The organism is Mycobacterium sp. SMC-8 (genome assembly GCF_025263565.1).
GTDB lineage: Bacteria > Actinomycetota > Actinomycetes > Mycobacteriales > Mycobacteriaceae > Mycobacterium.
In genome coordinates this window covers 5,139,791-5,153,717 of the sequence record NZ_CP079865.1, presented here as the reverse complement: position 1 = coordinate 5,153,717, position 13,927 = coordinate 5,139,791, and the positions used below count along the sequence as shown (strand labels likewise).

The following is a 13,927-nucleotide window of genomic DNA, read 5'->3' as shown; positions in this document are numbered from 1 at the left end:
GCGAATTTCACACGCTACACGCCGCCGCGCCGCAGCATCCGGCCCTGCGGGGTCTTCAAGTCGATTCGCTTGCCGCGCAACCACGTTCCCGTCACGACGCCGGCGAGTGCACGCCCGTCATACGGGCTGATCGGGTTCTTGTGATGCAGTTTGTGTACGTCGACCACGTGCGCAGACTCGGGCTCGAAAATCGCGAAATCGGCGTCGTAACCCAGCGCGATCTTGCCCTTGTTGTTCAACCCGGCGAGCTCGGCGGGCTTGGCCGCCATCCAGTCGATCACCCGGGTAAGTGCCACGCCACGGCGCTTGGCCTCGGTCCAGATCAACGACAGCCCCAGCTGCAGCGAGGCGACACCACCCCACGCAACGCCGAAGTCGCCGTTCTCGACGTCCTTCAGATCGATCGTCGACGGTGAATGATCGGAGACGATGCAGTCGATTGTGCCGTCGAGCAGGCCCTGCCACAGCAGTTCCCGATTCGACGCCTCACGGATCGGTGGGCAGCACTTGAACGCGGTCGCGCCGTTGGGGATCTCCTCGGCGAGCAGTGTCAAATAGTGCGGGCACGTCTCGACCGTGATCCTGACGCCGTCGCGTTTGGCGGTTGCGAGCATCGGCAGAGCGTCCGACGACGACAGATGCAGGATGTGCGCGCGGGCACCGGTCCACCGCGCGCGCTCGATGACCTCGGCGATCGCCACGTTCTCGGCGCCGCGCGGCCGGGACGCCAGGAAGCGGCTGTATCGGTCACCCTCGGCAGTGGGGGCATGATCGATGGCGCGGGAGTCCTCAGCGTGCACGATCATCATGGAGTCGAACTCGGCCAGCACCCGCATGTCCTTCTCCATCTCGTCGGCGTCGAGATGCGGGAATTCGTCGACGCCGGAGTGCAGCAGGAAGCACTTGAAGCCGAAGACGCCGTCGTCGTGCAGGCCGCGCAAATCCCCGGTGTTGCCGGGGATCGCGCCGCCCCAGAAACCGACGTCGATGTGTAGCTTGCCCGAGGCCGCCGCGCGCTTGGCATTGAGCGCTTCGACGTTCACCGTCGGGGGAATCGAGTTCAGCGGCATGTCGATCAACGTGGTCACGCCGCCCGCCGCCGCGGCGCGGGTGGCGGAGTCGAACCCCTCCCATTCGGTGCGGCCCGGCTCATTGACGTGCACGTGCGTATCGACCAGGCCGGGGATCATGACCTGCTCGTCGGTGAGTTCGACGATCTCCGTGGCGGCGAGGCCGCTGCCCAAGGGCTCAATCGCGACGATGCGACCTTCGCGAATACCGATCTCGCGGGCGACGATCCCCGCCGTCGTCAGCGTGCGTTTGCCGCGGACCACCAGGTCGAGATCGGAGTGGTTCGACTGCTCGCGGGTGTCGGCGGTCATGGATGGTCTCCGTTGCTGCGAGAATTCCTCATCGTGGAACTGGAGCTCCACTTTTTGGTGACTCTAGAGGGTGGTGCTGAACGCAGTCAATCGCGCCGAGGGTTGACAGGTGGTGTCCCGATGCGAGTTACTTACCCAACTTGCGGAATACTATTTCCGCAAGGTGGAATTCCAGCGGCGACGCGGAGCGTCGGCGCTCCGACCGTGACAGGCGTGTCCATGAGCACAGAGTCCACCGGGCTGATCGGCGACTCCGGTCGTCACGAGGCAACCCCGTTCGCCGGCGTCAGTCCAGATCTGTACAACCCCGATCTCGCGCCCACCAAGCGTGAAGGTCGACGGTGGGGCGCGTACAACATCTTCACCCTGTGGGCGAACGACGTCCACAGCCTCGGCAACTATTCGTTCGCCATCGGGCTGTTCGCGCTCGGCCTCGGCGGGTGGCAGATCCTGCTCGCCCTCGCACTCGGTGGAGTTTTTCTCTTCCTGCTGCTCAACCTGTCCGGGTTCATGGGGGAGAAGACCGGCGTCCCGTTCCCGGTGATGAGCCGCATCGCGTTCGGCATCCGCGGTGCGCAGATCCCGGCCCTCATCCGCGGCGCGGTCGCGATCGCGTGGTTCGGCATCCAGACCTACCTCGCGTCGGTGGTGCTGCGGATCATGATCATCGCGCTCGCACCGTCCGCCGAGACCCTGGACTCGAACAGCTTCCTGGGATTGTCGACGCTCGGCTGGATCTCGTTCGTCGCGCTCTGGGTGATCCAGGTGATCATCGTCAGCTACGGCATGGAGATGATCCGCAAGTACGAGGCGTTCGCCGGTCCGGTCATCCTGATCACGATGATCGCTCTCGCGATCTGGATGCTCAACAACGCCGACTGGAGCATCGCGTGGAGCACGCCCGACTCGCTGACCGGCCTCGACATGTGGCTGAAGATCATCGGCGGCGCCAGCCTGTGGGTCGCGATCTACGGCACGTTCGTCCTCAACTTCTGCGACTTCACCCGTAACGCGACATCGAAGCCGGCAATCGTGCGAGGCAACTTCTGGGGCATCCCGCTCAACATGCTGGTGTTCGGCGGCATCGTCATCACCCTGGCCGGCGCGCAGTTCCGCATCGACGGACGCGTCATCGAGGCACCGGCCGACATCGTCCAGGAAGTGCCGAACACCCTGCTGTTGGTGCTCGCCGCACTCGCGCTGCTGATCCTGACCATCGCCGTGAACCTGATGGCGAACTTCGTCGCCCCGATCTATGCGCTGAACAACCTGTTCCCGAAGCACCTGAACTTCCGTCGCGCAGCATTCATCTCGGCCGTCATCGGCCTGGTGATCCTGCCGTGGAACCTGTACAACACCCCTGCCGTCATCAACTACTTCCTCGGCGGACTCGGTGCCATCCTCGGTCCGCTGTTCGGCATCATCATGGCCGACTACTGGCTGGTGCGGCGTTCGAAGATCAACGTGCTGGACCTGTTCACGACCGATGCGAAGGGCGAATACCACTACGCGAAGGGCATCAACGTCCGAGCCGTGATCGCCCTCGTCGTCACCGCGGTGGTGGCCCTTCTGCTGGCGTTCGTCCCGGCCTTCAAGGTGGTCGCGGAGTTCTCGTGGTTCATCGGGGCGGGGCTCGGTGCGATCGTGTACCTGGCGGTCGCGGACCGTCGCGGACCGTTCAACGATGTCTCCGGTGAGCCCATCGCCGTGGACAGCACGCACTAGGGGAGTGCCGTGAGAATCCTCGTAGCCAACGTCAACACGACGGCCTCGATGACCGATGCGATCGCCGAGTCGGCGCGCGGAGTCGCATCTTCGGGTACCGAGATCGTCGGCATCACACCGCGATTCGGTGCGGACTCGTGCGAAGGAAACTTCGAGAGCTATCTTGCCGCCATCGCTGTCATGGACGCCATCACCGCGTACCCTGAACCGTACGACGCCGTGATCCAGGCCGGCTACGGCGAGCACGGGCGTGAAGGTCTGCAGGAGTTGCTCGACGTCCCGGTGGTCGACATCACCGAGGCGGCCGCGTCGACGGCGATGTATCTCGGACACAAGTACTCGGTCGTCACCACGCTCGACCGCACCGTCCCGCTGATCGAAGACCGTCTCAAGCTCGCGGGACTCGACGCACGGTGTGCGTCGGTACGGGCGTCCGGACTCGGTGTGCTCGAACTCGAATCAGATCCCGATCGGGCGGTCGAGGCGATCGTGCGCCAGGCGCGAGAGGCGGTCGAGCACGATCGCGCCGAGGTGATCTGTCTCGGCTGCGGCGGCATGGCCGAACTTGAGGCGAAGGTGAAGGCCGCGACCGGCGTCCCGATCGTCGACGGAGTCCGCTCGGCCGTCACCATCGCCGAAGGTCTGGTTCGGATGGGTCTGACCACATCGAAGGTGCGGACCTACGCGGCGCCCCGGGTAAAGAAGGTCACCGGCTGGCCATTCCGCGTGTAGGCCAACCGAATCGCCTCAGAGCATGATCTGGCGGTTGACGTCCTTGTACAGCAGGTAGCGGAAGTTCGACGGTCCGCCCGCGTAGCACGCCTGCGGGCAGAACGCGCGCAGCGCCAGGAAGTCACCTTCCTGAACTTCCACCCAGTCGCCGTTGAGGTGATAGACGGCCTTGCCTTCGAGCATCAGCAGGCCGTGTTCCATCACGTGGGTTTCGGCGAACGGAATGGTGGCGCCGGGCTCGAACGTGACGATGTTGACGTGCATGTCGTACGCGAGGTCCTGGGGGTCGAGCATGCGCGTCGTGCGCCATTTGCCGTCGGTCCCCGGCATCGCTGACGGTGCAATGTCCTGCTCGTTGCCGAATTTCACCGATGCGGTGTGGCCCTCGATGGCCTCGTAGCGCTTGCGGATCCACACGAACGTCACGTCGGCGTCGCCGTTGTTGTGGGCCGACCAGTCGGTGCCCGCCGGAAGGTAGGCGAAGCCGCCCTCGGTGAGGGTCTGCGACTGGCCCCCTGCGTCCACGCTGAGTGCCCCGGAAGTGACGAACAGGAAACTCTGCACCTCGGGTTGCGGCTCGGGTCGCTGCGCCCCGCCGCCCGGCTTGACCTCGACGATCGCCTGGAAGTACGTCGTCGCACCCCCGGCGACCGGTCGGTTGAGGATCCATGCGCGCGTGTCGCTCCACTCGGGGAACACCGAGGTGACGATGTCGGAGAGGACGCCGCGCGGGATCACCGTGTAGGCCTCGGTAACGATGGCGCGGTCGGTGAGTAGGTCGGTCTGCGGAGGCAGGCCGCCGCGGGGCGTGTAGTACGGGGCTTTCGTCACTGGTTGCTCCTGGTTGGGCGGCCGAGCGCGATGTCGCGCACGGTGGTCAGGGGAAGATCGGTGGCCGTCTCGATCTCGTCGACGGTCAGGGCGCCGCACACGCTGCCACGATGGATCACGTTGGCGAGCGCGCGCGCGGTGGCCGGCTCGTCCATCACGGTGGAGTCGAGCTGGTGGACGTAGTTGCGCAGGCGCGTGGCTGCGGGTGCGAAGGCGCCACGGTAGAAGGCGTAGGTCGCCAGGTACCGGGTGACGAGCTGGGCGGGGTGCATGTCCCAGCCCTGGTAGATGCCGCGCTCCAGGTGTCGGCGGACCAGTCGGGCGTGCAATTTCCACGCCGTGGCGACGTTGTCGGGGTCACCGACCGGCAGGATGTTGGTCGAGCCGTCGGACATGTGCACACCGGTGCCCGCGACGGCGAGTTGCATGACGTTCTTGGCGTGATCGGCCGCCGGATGCTCCATCGACTGGTAGGCGGCCGCGATACCGAGGGACGCCGAGTAGTCGTAGGTCCCGTAGTGCAGCGAGCTGACGCGGCCCTGGCCGCCATGGATGAACTGGGCAACCGGTGCGCGGCCGTCGGCGCCGAGGATCGCTTGCGGTGTCTCGACCTGCACTTCGAAGCGGATCCGGCCTTGTGGTAGCCGGTTGGCGGCTTCGAGGGCTTCGGCGACCGCGACCATGGCCTCGACCTGGTCGACGGAGGCCACCTTGGGAAGGGTGAGGGTGAGGCCGTCGGGGAGGCCTCCGGAGTCGACGAGCCCGCTGACGAACATGTCGAGCGTGCGCAGTCCGCGTGCGCGGGTGCCTGCTTCCATGCACTTGAAGCGCGTACCGACGAACGGCGTCGAAGTGCCGGCGTCGAGCGCGCTGCGCAGTGCGGCGACCGCTCGCGCGACATCGGCATCCTCGGTCGCATCGTCGAAGGTGCCGTACCCGTCCTCGAAGTCGATGCGGAGGTCTTCGATCGGCTCGGTGCTCAGCTTGTTCTCGACCAGGGATGCGAGAGTCTCTGGCGCGCAGTCGCATCCGTCGCTCGCACCGACGAGCGCGGCCACGGCGTCGAGGCCGCCCGCGTCGCGTGCGGCGGCGAGAGCGGCGGATCCCCACTCGGCCGGCATCGTCGCCGAGTACCGGTTGCCCGGGATGTAGACGGTGTGCACCGGCTGCCGGCGGCCGTCATCGCCGGGGTATCGAGCCATCAGTTCGGCGTCGGTCGCCGCGAGGCGACGGTCGATATCGGTCAGCACCGCATCGTCGAGGCATCGCGTCACGTGTGGCCCCCTATCCGGGGGTGGAGATGAAATTCCACATTGTGGAGTTTAGTTCGCATGCTGCGATAAGTACACGCAGGGTTATCCAGCCCCATGAAAGTTCCATATTGTGGAATGAATTCTGGCCATGTTGAATGGAATGCACATTCGGCGGCCGGGAGTAAATGTATGGCGGAGAAATCAGGCGGTGTGCAGTCGGTCGGGCGCGCATTCGAACTGATGGAGTTGATCGGACGTGCGGGAGGGGAGTGCTCACTGACGGAGTTGTCCGCGGAATCCCCATTGCCGCCGCCGACGATCCACCGTCTGCTGCGCACACTGGTCGGCCTTGGCTACGTGCGTCAACTGCCCAATCGTCGCTACGCGTTGGGTCCGCGGTTGATTCGGCTTGGCGAAGTCGCGAACCGCCAGTTGGGCGCCGTCGCCGGTCCGGTGCTGGAGTCGTTGGTCGACGAATTGTCGGAGACGGCGACTCTCGCGGTGCTCGACGGTGACATGGTGATCTACACCGGGCAGGTCCGGTCTAGGCAGATGGCGCGGACGAACAATGAGGTCGGCAAGCGCGTCGGTCTGCACACGTCCGGTGTGGGCAAGGCCGTGCTGGCCGAATTAGAGGACGCGCGCATTCTGAAACTGGTCACGCAGTCCGGCCTTCCGGCACCTACGAAGAACAGTGCGTCGACCCTTTCTGCGGTGTTTGCAAACGTCGAGCGCGTGCGCGCCGACGGCTTTGCGATTGATGATGAGGAGTTCGAGATCGGTGTTCGTTCTGTCGCGATGGCAGTGCCGGGTGCTCCGACTCCGATGGCAATCGGCATCTCCGGTCCCTTGGGACGTATGGGCAAAGATCTGATCGCCCGCGCTGTTCCCGCCCTGAAGAAGGCGACCGGCGTGATCTCTGAAGCTCTGATCGGGGCGAAAGAGGCGTAGGCGAACAGCCAATACAGCTCGTCGCGCGCGGCGAGGCGGCCGTATCCGAGCACGCCGCCGGGTGCGGCTGGCCATCTGGTGCTCGAAGGTGGGAGTGGCTGTGCGTCGCCGCAGGAGACAAGGGAATCTGCCGGCGAAGCGCTGTGTTACACAAGCTAACCGTGTGACTGGGAAGGTTGCTGGGCAAGCGTATTGCCAAGCCCGTCCTGGTCGCGCTTCTGTGTAATCGACTACTTGACCAGTGAGTTCTTGATGCTTCTGCGGCGCGCCTTGCGCAGTTCCAGCATGCGGCTGTGGGTGATCGCCAACACTGTCAGCAACGCCGGCGCCTGGATGCAGATGGTCGCGCAGAACCTCCTGATCCTGCAGCTCACAGGGTCCGTCGCGCTGACCGGCCTCTCCTTGTCGATTCAGGCCCTGCCGGGTCTGCTGCTCGGTGTTTCCGGCGGCGCGCTGGTTGATCGCTGGCCACGGCGCCTGACCGCCGGGTTGGGCCAGGTTGTGATGGCGGTGATCGCCTTCATCACCGCTGCGCTCGCCGCGACCGACATGTTGAATGTTCCGCTGTTGATGGCGCTCGGCCTGATGACCGGCCTCGTGGCGACCGTCGATGGTCCCGCCTGCACCCTGCTCGGCAACGACCTCGTGCCGCGACGCGACGTGCCGTCGGCGATCGCCATCGGATCGGTCGTCGGCAACGTCGGCCGACTGGCCGGCACGGCCGCGGGTGCGCTCGTCGCCTCGATGGGGGTATCGGTCGCCTACGCGGCCAACGGGCTGTCGTTCCTCCTCGTCGCGCTCACCATTCCGTTCCTCAAACTGGTCCACGAGCCTGGTGGCGACGACGAGGAAGTTCCCGAGCATGGAGGTCGCCGAGATGGGTTGTCGTACCTCGCGAAGAACCGCGTGCTGCTCGCTCTCGTGGCAATCGGGGCGTTCACCAGCCTGTTGGGCCGCAACTACTCGTTGAGCATGGCTGACCTTGTGACGGGACCGCTCGGTGCCACCGGCACCATGTACGGCGTCGTGGCCTCCGCGCTGGCGATCGGGGGGATCGTGGGCTCGATCATGGCTGGCAGGGCACAGGCGCCGCAGTTGCGGACGGTCGTATTGCTGTTCACTGCCGCGGCCCTTCTTCAGGTGCTCGGTGGGCTCTCGCCTCTGGTCCTGATCCTGATCGCCGTGGTGATCCCCATGGCGGCGGCTGAAGCCGCGGCGGCGACGACCGCAGCCACCATGCTTCAGACCGTCCCGCCGCGGCACCTTCGCGGTCGAGTGCTGGGGGCTTGGCGAACGGCCAGTACCGGCTGGGGGCTGGCCGGCCCGCCCGTACTTGGGCTGATCCTCGAGACACTAGGGACTCGCACCGGACTGGTTGTCACTGGTATCACCGTTGCGGCCGTGCTCACCCTCGGCGGTGCGGCATACCGGCGTCGCCACGGCGTACCGGACGACTCGATGCCCACGTCGGTCGAGCGGACCCTGGAACTCGTCAGCGCGGTTGGGGTCGAATCTGAACGCGATGCGCGCAAGCAGGATTTGGCTGCTCGCGCCCCCGAGTTGAGCGCGGCCTGACGCCGAACATATCAATGGTGTCTCAGCTGGAGAAGTGACGCGCTGTGCTCTATGTGACGGTCTCTTCGATAATGCGGTGAGTCCGAGGTTGATTCGGCATGGCGAGGTCGCGAACCGCCAGTTGGGCGCCGTCGCCGGTCCGGTGCTGGAGTCGTTGGTCGACGAATTGTCGGGCAAGCGCGTCGGCCTGCACACGTCCGGTGTGGCCAAGACCCCTTAACCCAAGCTGGCGATCTCCGACTCGCTGAACCCGAACTCGGACAACACCTCCCGGGTGTGTTCACCCAACGTCGGCGGATGCCGGTCCGGTTCGGTCACCGCGGGGTCGAAGTGCAATGGGGTGCGTACCAGGGTGGTGGAGCGGGATCGGTTCTTGGTCAGGGTGAGTAGTCGTCCCGTCGGGCCGGGCAGGACGTCGCCCAGTCCGGCGACGCGCACGGCGGCGACACCGCGGGCGGCGGCGACGGCCAGCACCGACTCGACGCCATCTGCAGGCAGGTATGGGCCGCTGTGCGCGCACGGCTCGTCCACCCACACCGCACCGTCCGGACACTGGAGTACCTGGCCGCCGGCGTGGTGATCCGCCCCGGCGATCAGGTCGGTCTGTGCATACAGTTGCGCATCGAGGAGATTGAGCGTGATCACGCTTCCGGATCCGGTAAGCCTGCGCCGCCGGACGGCGGCGAGCACCGCGATCCCGGCGAGTATGCCGCCGGCGAAGTCAGGCAGGCTGACTCCGAGCCGGACGGGGCGATCCGGATCGGTGGCCAGCATCGCCCCGCTGATGCCCTGGATCAGCGGATCGTTTCCCGGCGCAGTGGACAGCGGGCCCGACTCCCCGAATGCGCTTACCGCACAATGGATTAACGCTGGATTGTGCCGCGTCACGGTCTCGGCGTCGAGGCCGAGCCGCGTCGCAGCATCCGGCCGGAAGTTGTGTATCACGACATCGCAGTTCGTCACCAGCCGGGCGACGATCTCTCGGCCTCGCGGGGTTTTGAGATCGAGTTCGACGCTGCGCTTGCCCCGGTTGAACCCGAGAAAGATGGCACTGTCTTCCTCGGAATACACATTGCCCATGGAGCGGCTGATCTCGCCGCGTCCCGTCGGTTCCACCTTGATGACGTCGGCGCCCAGATCAGCCATCAGCATGGTGCACCACGGCCCGGCCACGAAGTGGGTGAAGTCCAGGATCCGCAGACCAGCCAGTGGCGCCGTCATGACGACAGTGGGGCCAGTGACAACGGGGTCCAATCGGGGTGGCACAGCCGCCACGCTGCTTCCACCGTCCAGTAGTTCCCGTAGGGCATGACGTCCTCCTGCGGGAAGCGGGAGAAGCCGGCGCCGGCCTTGTCCTCGGGCAGTCGGCCCCAGCTGCTGTGCAGCACCACCCCACCCGTGGTCATATGGCGAGTGAACAGCGCCTCGGCGATGTCTTGGCCGGCCTGCCGTGCCCACGTCGCAGACTCGGCATCCAGCTCGGCCAGCCGCAACAAGGCGTTGGCTGCGATGGAGGCGCTGCAGGAGTCCTGTGGGATGTCCGGGGCGGCGGGGTCGCCGAAGTCATAGAACGGCACGTGTCCTGCGGGTAGGTGGTCGACGTACCACCGCGAAGCCGCCCTGGCGACGTCCAGGAACCGCTGATCGCCGGTGGCCTCGTAGGCATTGACATGACCGTGCATGGCCCAGGACTGACCGCGTGCCCAGGTTGTGGTGTCGTTGAGCGCCTGCATGTTGAACCGCTTGCGCACGGTCGCCGTCTCGAGATCGAATTCTATTGCCTGGTAGGTTGATCCGTCCTCGCGGATGATGCCGCAGTCGAGTAGTCGCCGGGTGTGTCGCAGCGCGTACTCGGTGACCTCAGGATCCTGCGGGTAGGCCCAGTAGAACGGCAACAGGTTCAGTCCGGTGTCGATGACCGCACGATTGACGCCGGCAACCTGCAGGAAAACCCCGAAATGCTCGTCGAAGTTGCGTGCGTACTGGCGCACCGCCCGCAGCCCCAGTTCGGCCAGCTGCGAGTCCCCGGTCAGGCGGGCGCCCAGACACACCGCGTAGAACAGGTCGCTGCCTGCTGCGGAGAAGCGCGGCGGCCGCTCCGACAGCGTCCGCCCCACGATGTTCGCGAGCGTCGAGGCCGCCGAACGTATCTCGTCATCGCCGAAATGGTCGGCGAGCAACCACAACCGGCCGGCCAGGAAACCGGTCCACTGGAACTCCCGCCAGGTGTCGGGCAGATACTCCGACTGGCGCAGATAGCCTCCGGTGTCGTAGGTGAACCGGGGGACCGCACCCGGCTCGCGCAACATGTCGAGCACCGGCTCGGCACCTCGGCGCGCGGCGGCCAGTGCGAGTTCGGCGGCGGTTTGCGGGGTTACCAGGGTGGTCATCTCTACGACTCCTCCAGCCAGGTCAGGATTTCTTCGTTGTGTTGACCGAGTGCGGGCGCGGTGCGTCGGACGTCCGGCCGTTCTCCGTCGAATCGCATCGGCAGACCCACGGTCGGCACCGCGGGCCCGTCGGGGCCGGCCGCAAGTGTGCTGATCAGTTGGTTGTGCACCACCTGGGGGTCGGTGAGTGCCTCGCCCAGTGAGTTCACCGGCCCCACGGGCACTCCGGCGCGCTGTAGCCGCTCGAGCCACAGGTCGCGGTCGGCGGCGGCGAACAGGGGATTGAGGACGGCGATCAACTCCGGGCGGTTGGCCACCCGGTCACGATTGGTGACGAACCGGCTGTCCTCGGCCAGATCGTCGCGCTCCAGTGCGGTGCACAGCAGGCGCCAGAACTTGTCGTTGATGACCGAGAGGTAGAACCACTTGCCGTCGGCGCACTCGAAGGCCTGGTACGGCGCGAACTGCGGGTGCGCGCTGCCCAGGCGGGGTTGTTCCTCGCCGTTGATCAGGTACTCCTGAGCGCGGGGCCCCAGCGCGAAGACCTCGACATCGAGCAGGTTCAGCGAGACCCGGCAGCCCCGGCCGGTGCGTTCCCGGCCGTGCAGGGCCGCCATGATGGCGTAACCGGCCATCATGCCGGCCCCGAAGTCCGGGACACTGACTCCCTGGCGTGCGGGCGGCCCGTTCTCGGCGCCCGTGATGGCCATGGCGCCCGACATCGCCTGGATGATCGGGTCGTTGCCGGGCAGCTCCAAGCCGGGACCGGACTCGCCGAACGCGGAGATGGAGGCGTACACCAGTCGCGGGTTGATCGCCGAGAGGGTGTCGTATCCGGCACCGAGTTCATCGGCCTTGCCCGGGCGCAGGTTCTCGACCACGACGTCGGCGCGGGCGGCCAGCCGGTGCAGTGCCGCCCGTCCCTCGTCGGATTTCAGGTCGAGCGCGATGCTGCGCTTGTTGCGGTTGAGCGCCAAGAACACCGCGCTGCGCTCACCGGCGTACACCGCCCCGGCATCGCGGGACATGTCGCCCTTCGGTGGTCGTTCCACCTTGATGACGTCGGCGCCCAGATCGGCGAGCACCATCGTGCACCACGGTCCCGCGGCCAGGTGGCTGAGATCCAGGACGACAAGCCCGGACAGGGGTTGCGTTGGTTCTGGGGACGTCATTGCCTCTTCCATCGAATATGTGCGGAGGCAGCGTCCCGTCGAACTAGCCGGTCGGATGGAGCGCTGCCGAAATTCCTTGTGCCGCAGTGCGAACCTGGGCGCCGAGTTCGGCCAGGTCGGCGTTGGGATCGAGATTGGTCAGACTCAGTGCAGCGACCGGTTCGCCCTTGGCGTTGAGGATCGGGGCCGCGACACCCCAGATCGCCGGATGGAACTCGTGGCGATCGGTGGCCCACCCGGTGCGGTTGGCCTCGTCCATGGCAGCTTCGAAAGCCGCAGCATCGGTGATGGTGTCGGTCGTGACGGCCACGAAATCGTGCTCGGCCAGCCACTGGCTGCGATACGCCGCCGGAAGCCCGGCCACCAGTGCCTTCCCCAGTGATGTCGCATGCGCGGGCAGCCTGGTTCCGACGTGCGTGATCACCCTCACCGGGCTGCTCGGGTCCTCGACCTTCTCGAGGTACATCACGTCGTGTCCGTCGAGCACCGCCAGGTTGCAGGTCGATTGCGTCTGTCGGGACAGCTCCTCCATGATGGGACGGGCCAGTTCGCGGAGTTCGCCCACCTCCAAAGCCGTTGCAGCCAGCGCAAACAGACGCATGCCCATCCGGTAGCGCTGAGTGGTCTCGTCTTTGACCACCAACCCTCTGGCCACCAGCGTCTGGAGCAGGCCGTGTGCGGTGCTCTTGGGGATGTCGAGGGCCTGTGCGATCTCCATCAGGCGCAGCGGGGTCTTGCGTTCGCCCAGGAGCTCGAACAACGAGATGACCCGATCCACCGAGCGGACTGTGCCGTCCTGACCGACCACCGATTCCGCCTCTCGTCAATACTGTGAGCTGGATTGAGACTAACGTCGTGCCGCGACCGACGCGATGGTCACCCGGCGCGCGGCTCATGTCGCCGTCACCTGGGTCAACGGCGCCTTACCGGCCAGCACGGCCAGCACGTTGTCCGCCGCCAGCAACGCCATGGCGTCGCGTGTCTGCACACCGGCACTGCCGAGGTGCGGCGTCAGCACCGTGTTGGGCAGTGCGGTCAGTCCGTCGGTCACGGCCGGCTCGTACTCGTACACGTCCAGCCCAGCGCCGGCGATGCGCCCCTCCGACAGCGCTGTGACCAGCGCGGCCTCGTCGACCAACGGACCCCGAGAGGTGTTGATCAGCACCGCACCCCGTTTCATGGCGCGCAGTTCGCTGCCGCCGATCAGGTGATGCGTCTGGGGCGTCAGCGGGCAGTGCAGACTGACCACATCCGATGTAGCCAGCAGCTGATCCAGTTCCATCGTCGCGACACCCGCGGCAGCCGCTGACTTGCCCTCCAGTGCAACGACGTTCATACCGAACGCCGTTGCCCTGCGGGCGACCGCCTGCCCGATGCGGCCGTAACCCACGACGCCGAGTTGCAGGCCAGCGAGATCACGGCCCAGCATCCACCGCGGTTCCCAGCGCCACGGTTGTCCGCTACGCAGAAACGCATCTGCTTCGACGATCCTGCGTTCGACGGCCAGCAGCAGTCCCATCGTCAGGTCCGCGGTGGACTCGGTGAGCACGTCGGGGGTGTTGGTCACGATCACCGAGCGCGCGGCCGCCTCGGCCAGATCCACGTTGTCAAAACCGACGGCCAGGTTGGCCACCACTTGAAGCTGCGGCCCGGCGGAGTCGAAGAACTCCGAATCCACCGAGTCGGTCAGCAGTGTCACCGCGGCTGCGGCGCCCGACACCGCGTCGAGTACCTGCGGCCGGGTGGCCTGGGGGCCTGGTCCGATCAGCACCGGCAACCGGCCTTCGGCCAGGCGGGCCATCGCGGGGTCCCCCAGATGGCGTGACACGAAGACGTGCGGTGCCGTCACAGCAGATCGACCAGTCCGGCGATGCCCAGCAGGCCGGCGAACATGACGGCGAAGACGGTGAAGTTGG

At 66.3% G+C, this 13,927-nt stretch carries 12 protein-coding genes and 1 pseudogene; 5 read left to right on the top strand and 8 right to left on the bottom strand.

Annotation, left to right across the window (positions count from 1 at the left end):
* Positions 1-14 precede the first annotated feature (14 nt).
* A complete protein-coding gene (allB, locus tag KXD97_RS24860; RefSeq protein WP_260753122.1) occupies positions 15-1,382 on the bottom strand; it encodes an allantoinase AllB in 1,368 nt (455 codons plus the stop codon).
* 219 nt (positions 1,383-1,601) lie between these two features.
* Between allB and KXD97_RS24855 the strand changes: the two genes are divergently transcribed.
* Both KXD97_RS24855 and KXD97_RS24850 read left to right on the top strand, forming a co-directional pair.
* Positions 1,602-3,107, top strand: a complete 1,506-nt coding sequence (locus KXD97_RS24855) for an NCS1 family nucleobase:cation symporter-1 (RefSeq protein WP_260753121.1) — start codon at positions 1,602-1,604, stop codon at positions 3,105-3,107.
* A 9-nt stretch (positions 3,108-3,116) separates the two neighbouring features.
* Positions 3,117-3,839 (top strand): aspartate/glutamate racemase family protein, encoded by a 723-nt coding sequence (locus KXD97_RS24850; protein ID WP_260753119.1) that lies wholly within the window; start codon positions 3,117-3,119, stop codon positions 3,837-3,839.
* 15 nt (positions 3,840-3,854) lie between these two features.
* Here the strand turns inward: KXD97_RS24850 and KXD97_RS24845 are convergent, their stop codons facing one another.
* Positions 3,855-4,670: a bifunctional allantoicase/(S)-ureidoglycine aminohydrolase gene (locus KXD97_RS24845; protein WP_260753116.1), complete on the bottom strand. Its 816-nt coding sequence runs from the start codon at positions 4,668-4,670 to the stop codon at positions 3,855-3,857.
* The gene (locus KXD97_RS24840; RefSeq protein ID WP_260753113.1) at positions 4,667-5,944 is read right to left on the bottom strand and encodes an HpcH/HpaI aldolase/citrate lyase family protein; all 1,278 of its coding nucleotides are present in this window, start codon (positions 5,942-5,944) and stop codon (positions 4,667-4,669) included. The genes KXD97_RS24845 and KXD97_RS24840 overlap by 4 nt, the downstream gene beginning before the upstream one ends.
* Positions 5,945-6,112: 168 nt before the next feature.
* Between KXD97_RS24840 and KXD97_RS24835 the strand changes: the two genes are divergently transcribed.
* From KXD97_RS24835 to KXD97_RS24825, 3 genes and pseudogenes are all read left to right on the top strand, one after another.
* Positions 6,113-6,874: an IclR family transcriptional regulator gene (locus tag KXD97_RS24835; protein ID WP_260753112.1), complete on the top strand. Its 762-nt coding sequence runs from the start codon at positions 6,113-6,115 to the stop codon at positions 6,872-6,874.
* Between the two features lie 234 nt (positions 6,875-7,108).
* Positions 7,109-8,449, top strand: a complete 1,341-nt coding sequence (locus tag KXD97_RS24830; protein WP_260753111.1) for an MFS transporter — start codon at positions 7,109-7,111, stop codon at positions 8,447-8,449.
* Between the two features lie 73 nt (positions 8,450-8,522).
* Positions 8,523-8,660 (top strand): annotated as a pseudogene (locus KXD97_RS24825) (IclR family transcriptional regulator); the annotation flags it as partial.
* Between the two features lie 5 nt (positions 8,661-8,665).
* Here the strand turns inward: KXD97_RS24825 and KXD97_RS24820 are convergent.
* The 5 genes from KXD97_RS24820 to KXD97_RS24800 form a co-directional block, all read right to left on the bottom strand.
* Positions 8,666-9,670, bottom strand: coding sequence for a CaiB/BaiF CoA-transferase family protein (locus KXD97_RS24820; protein WP_260753109.1), 1,005 nt, complete (start codon positions 9,668-9,670; stop codon positions 8,666-8,668).
* Entirely contained in the window at positions 9,667-10,839 is a 1,173-nt protein-coding gene (locus KXD97_RS24815; protein WP_260753106.1) for a hypothetical protein, read from the bottom strand. Before KXD97_RS24815 ends, KXD97_RS24820 begins: the two co-directional genes overlap by 4 nt.
* Positions 10,840-10,841: 2 nt before the next feature.
* On the bottom strand, positions 10,842-12,011 hold the full coding sequence (locus tag KXD97_RS24810; RefSeq protein WP_260753104.1) for a CaiB/BaiF CoA-transferase family protein: 1,170 nt from the start codon (positions 12,009-12,011) through the stop codon (positions 10,842-10,844).
* Between the two features lie 43 nt (positions 12,012-12,054).
* Complete coding sequence (locus KXD97_RS24805) at positions 12,055-12,789, bottom strand: IclR family transcriptional regulator (RefSeq protein WP_260753103.1); 735 nt, start codon at positions 12,787-12,789, stop codon at positions 12,055-12,057.
* Positions 12,790-12,903: 114 nt separating this feature from the next.
* On the bottom strand, positions 12,904-13,860 hold the full coding sequence (locus KXD97_RS24800) for a D-glycerate dehydrogenase (RefSeq protein WP_260753102.1): 957 nt from the start codon (positions 13,858-13,860) through the stop codon (positions 12,904-12,906).
* Positions 13,861-13,927 lie beyond the last annotated feature (67 nt).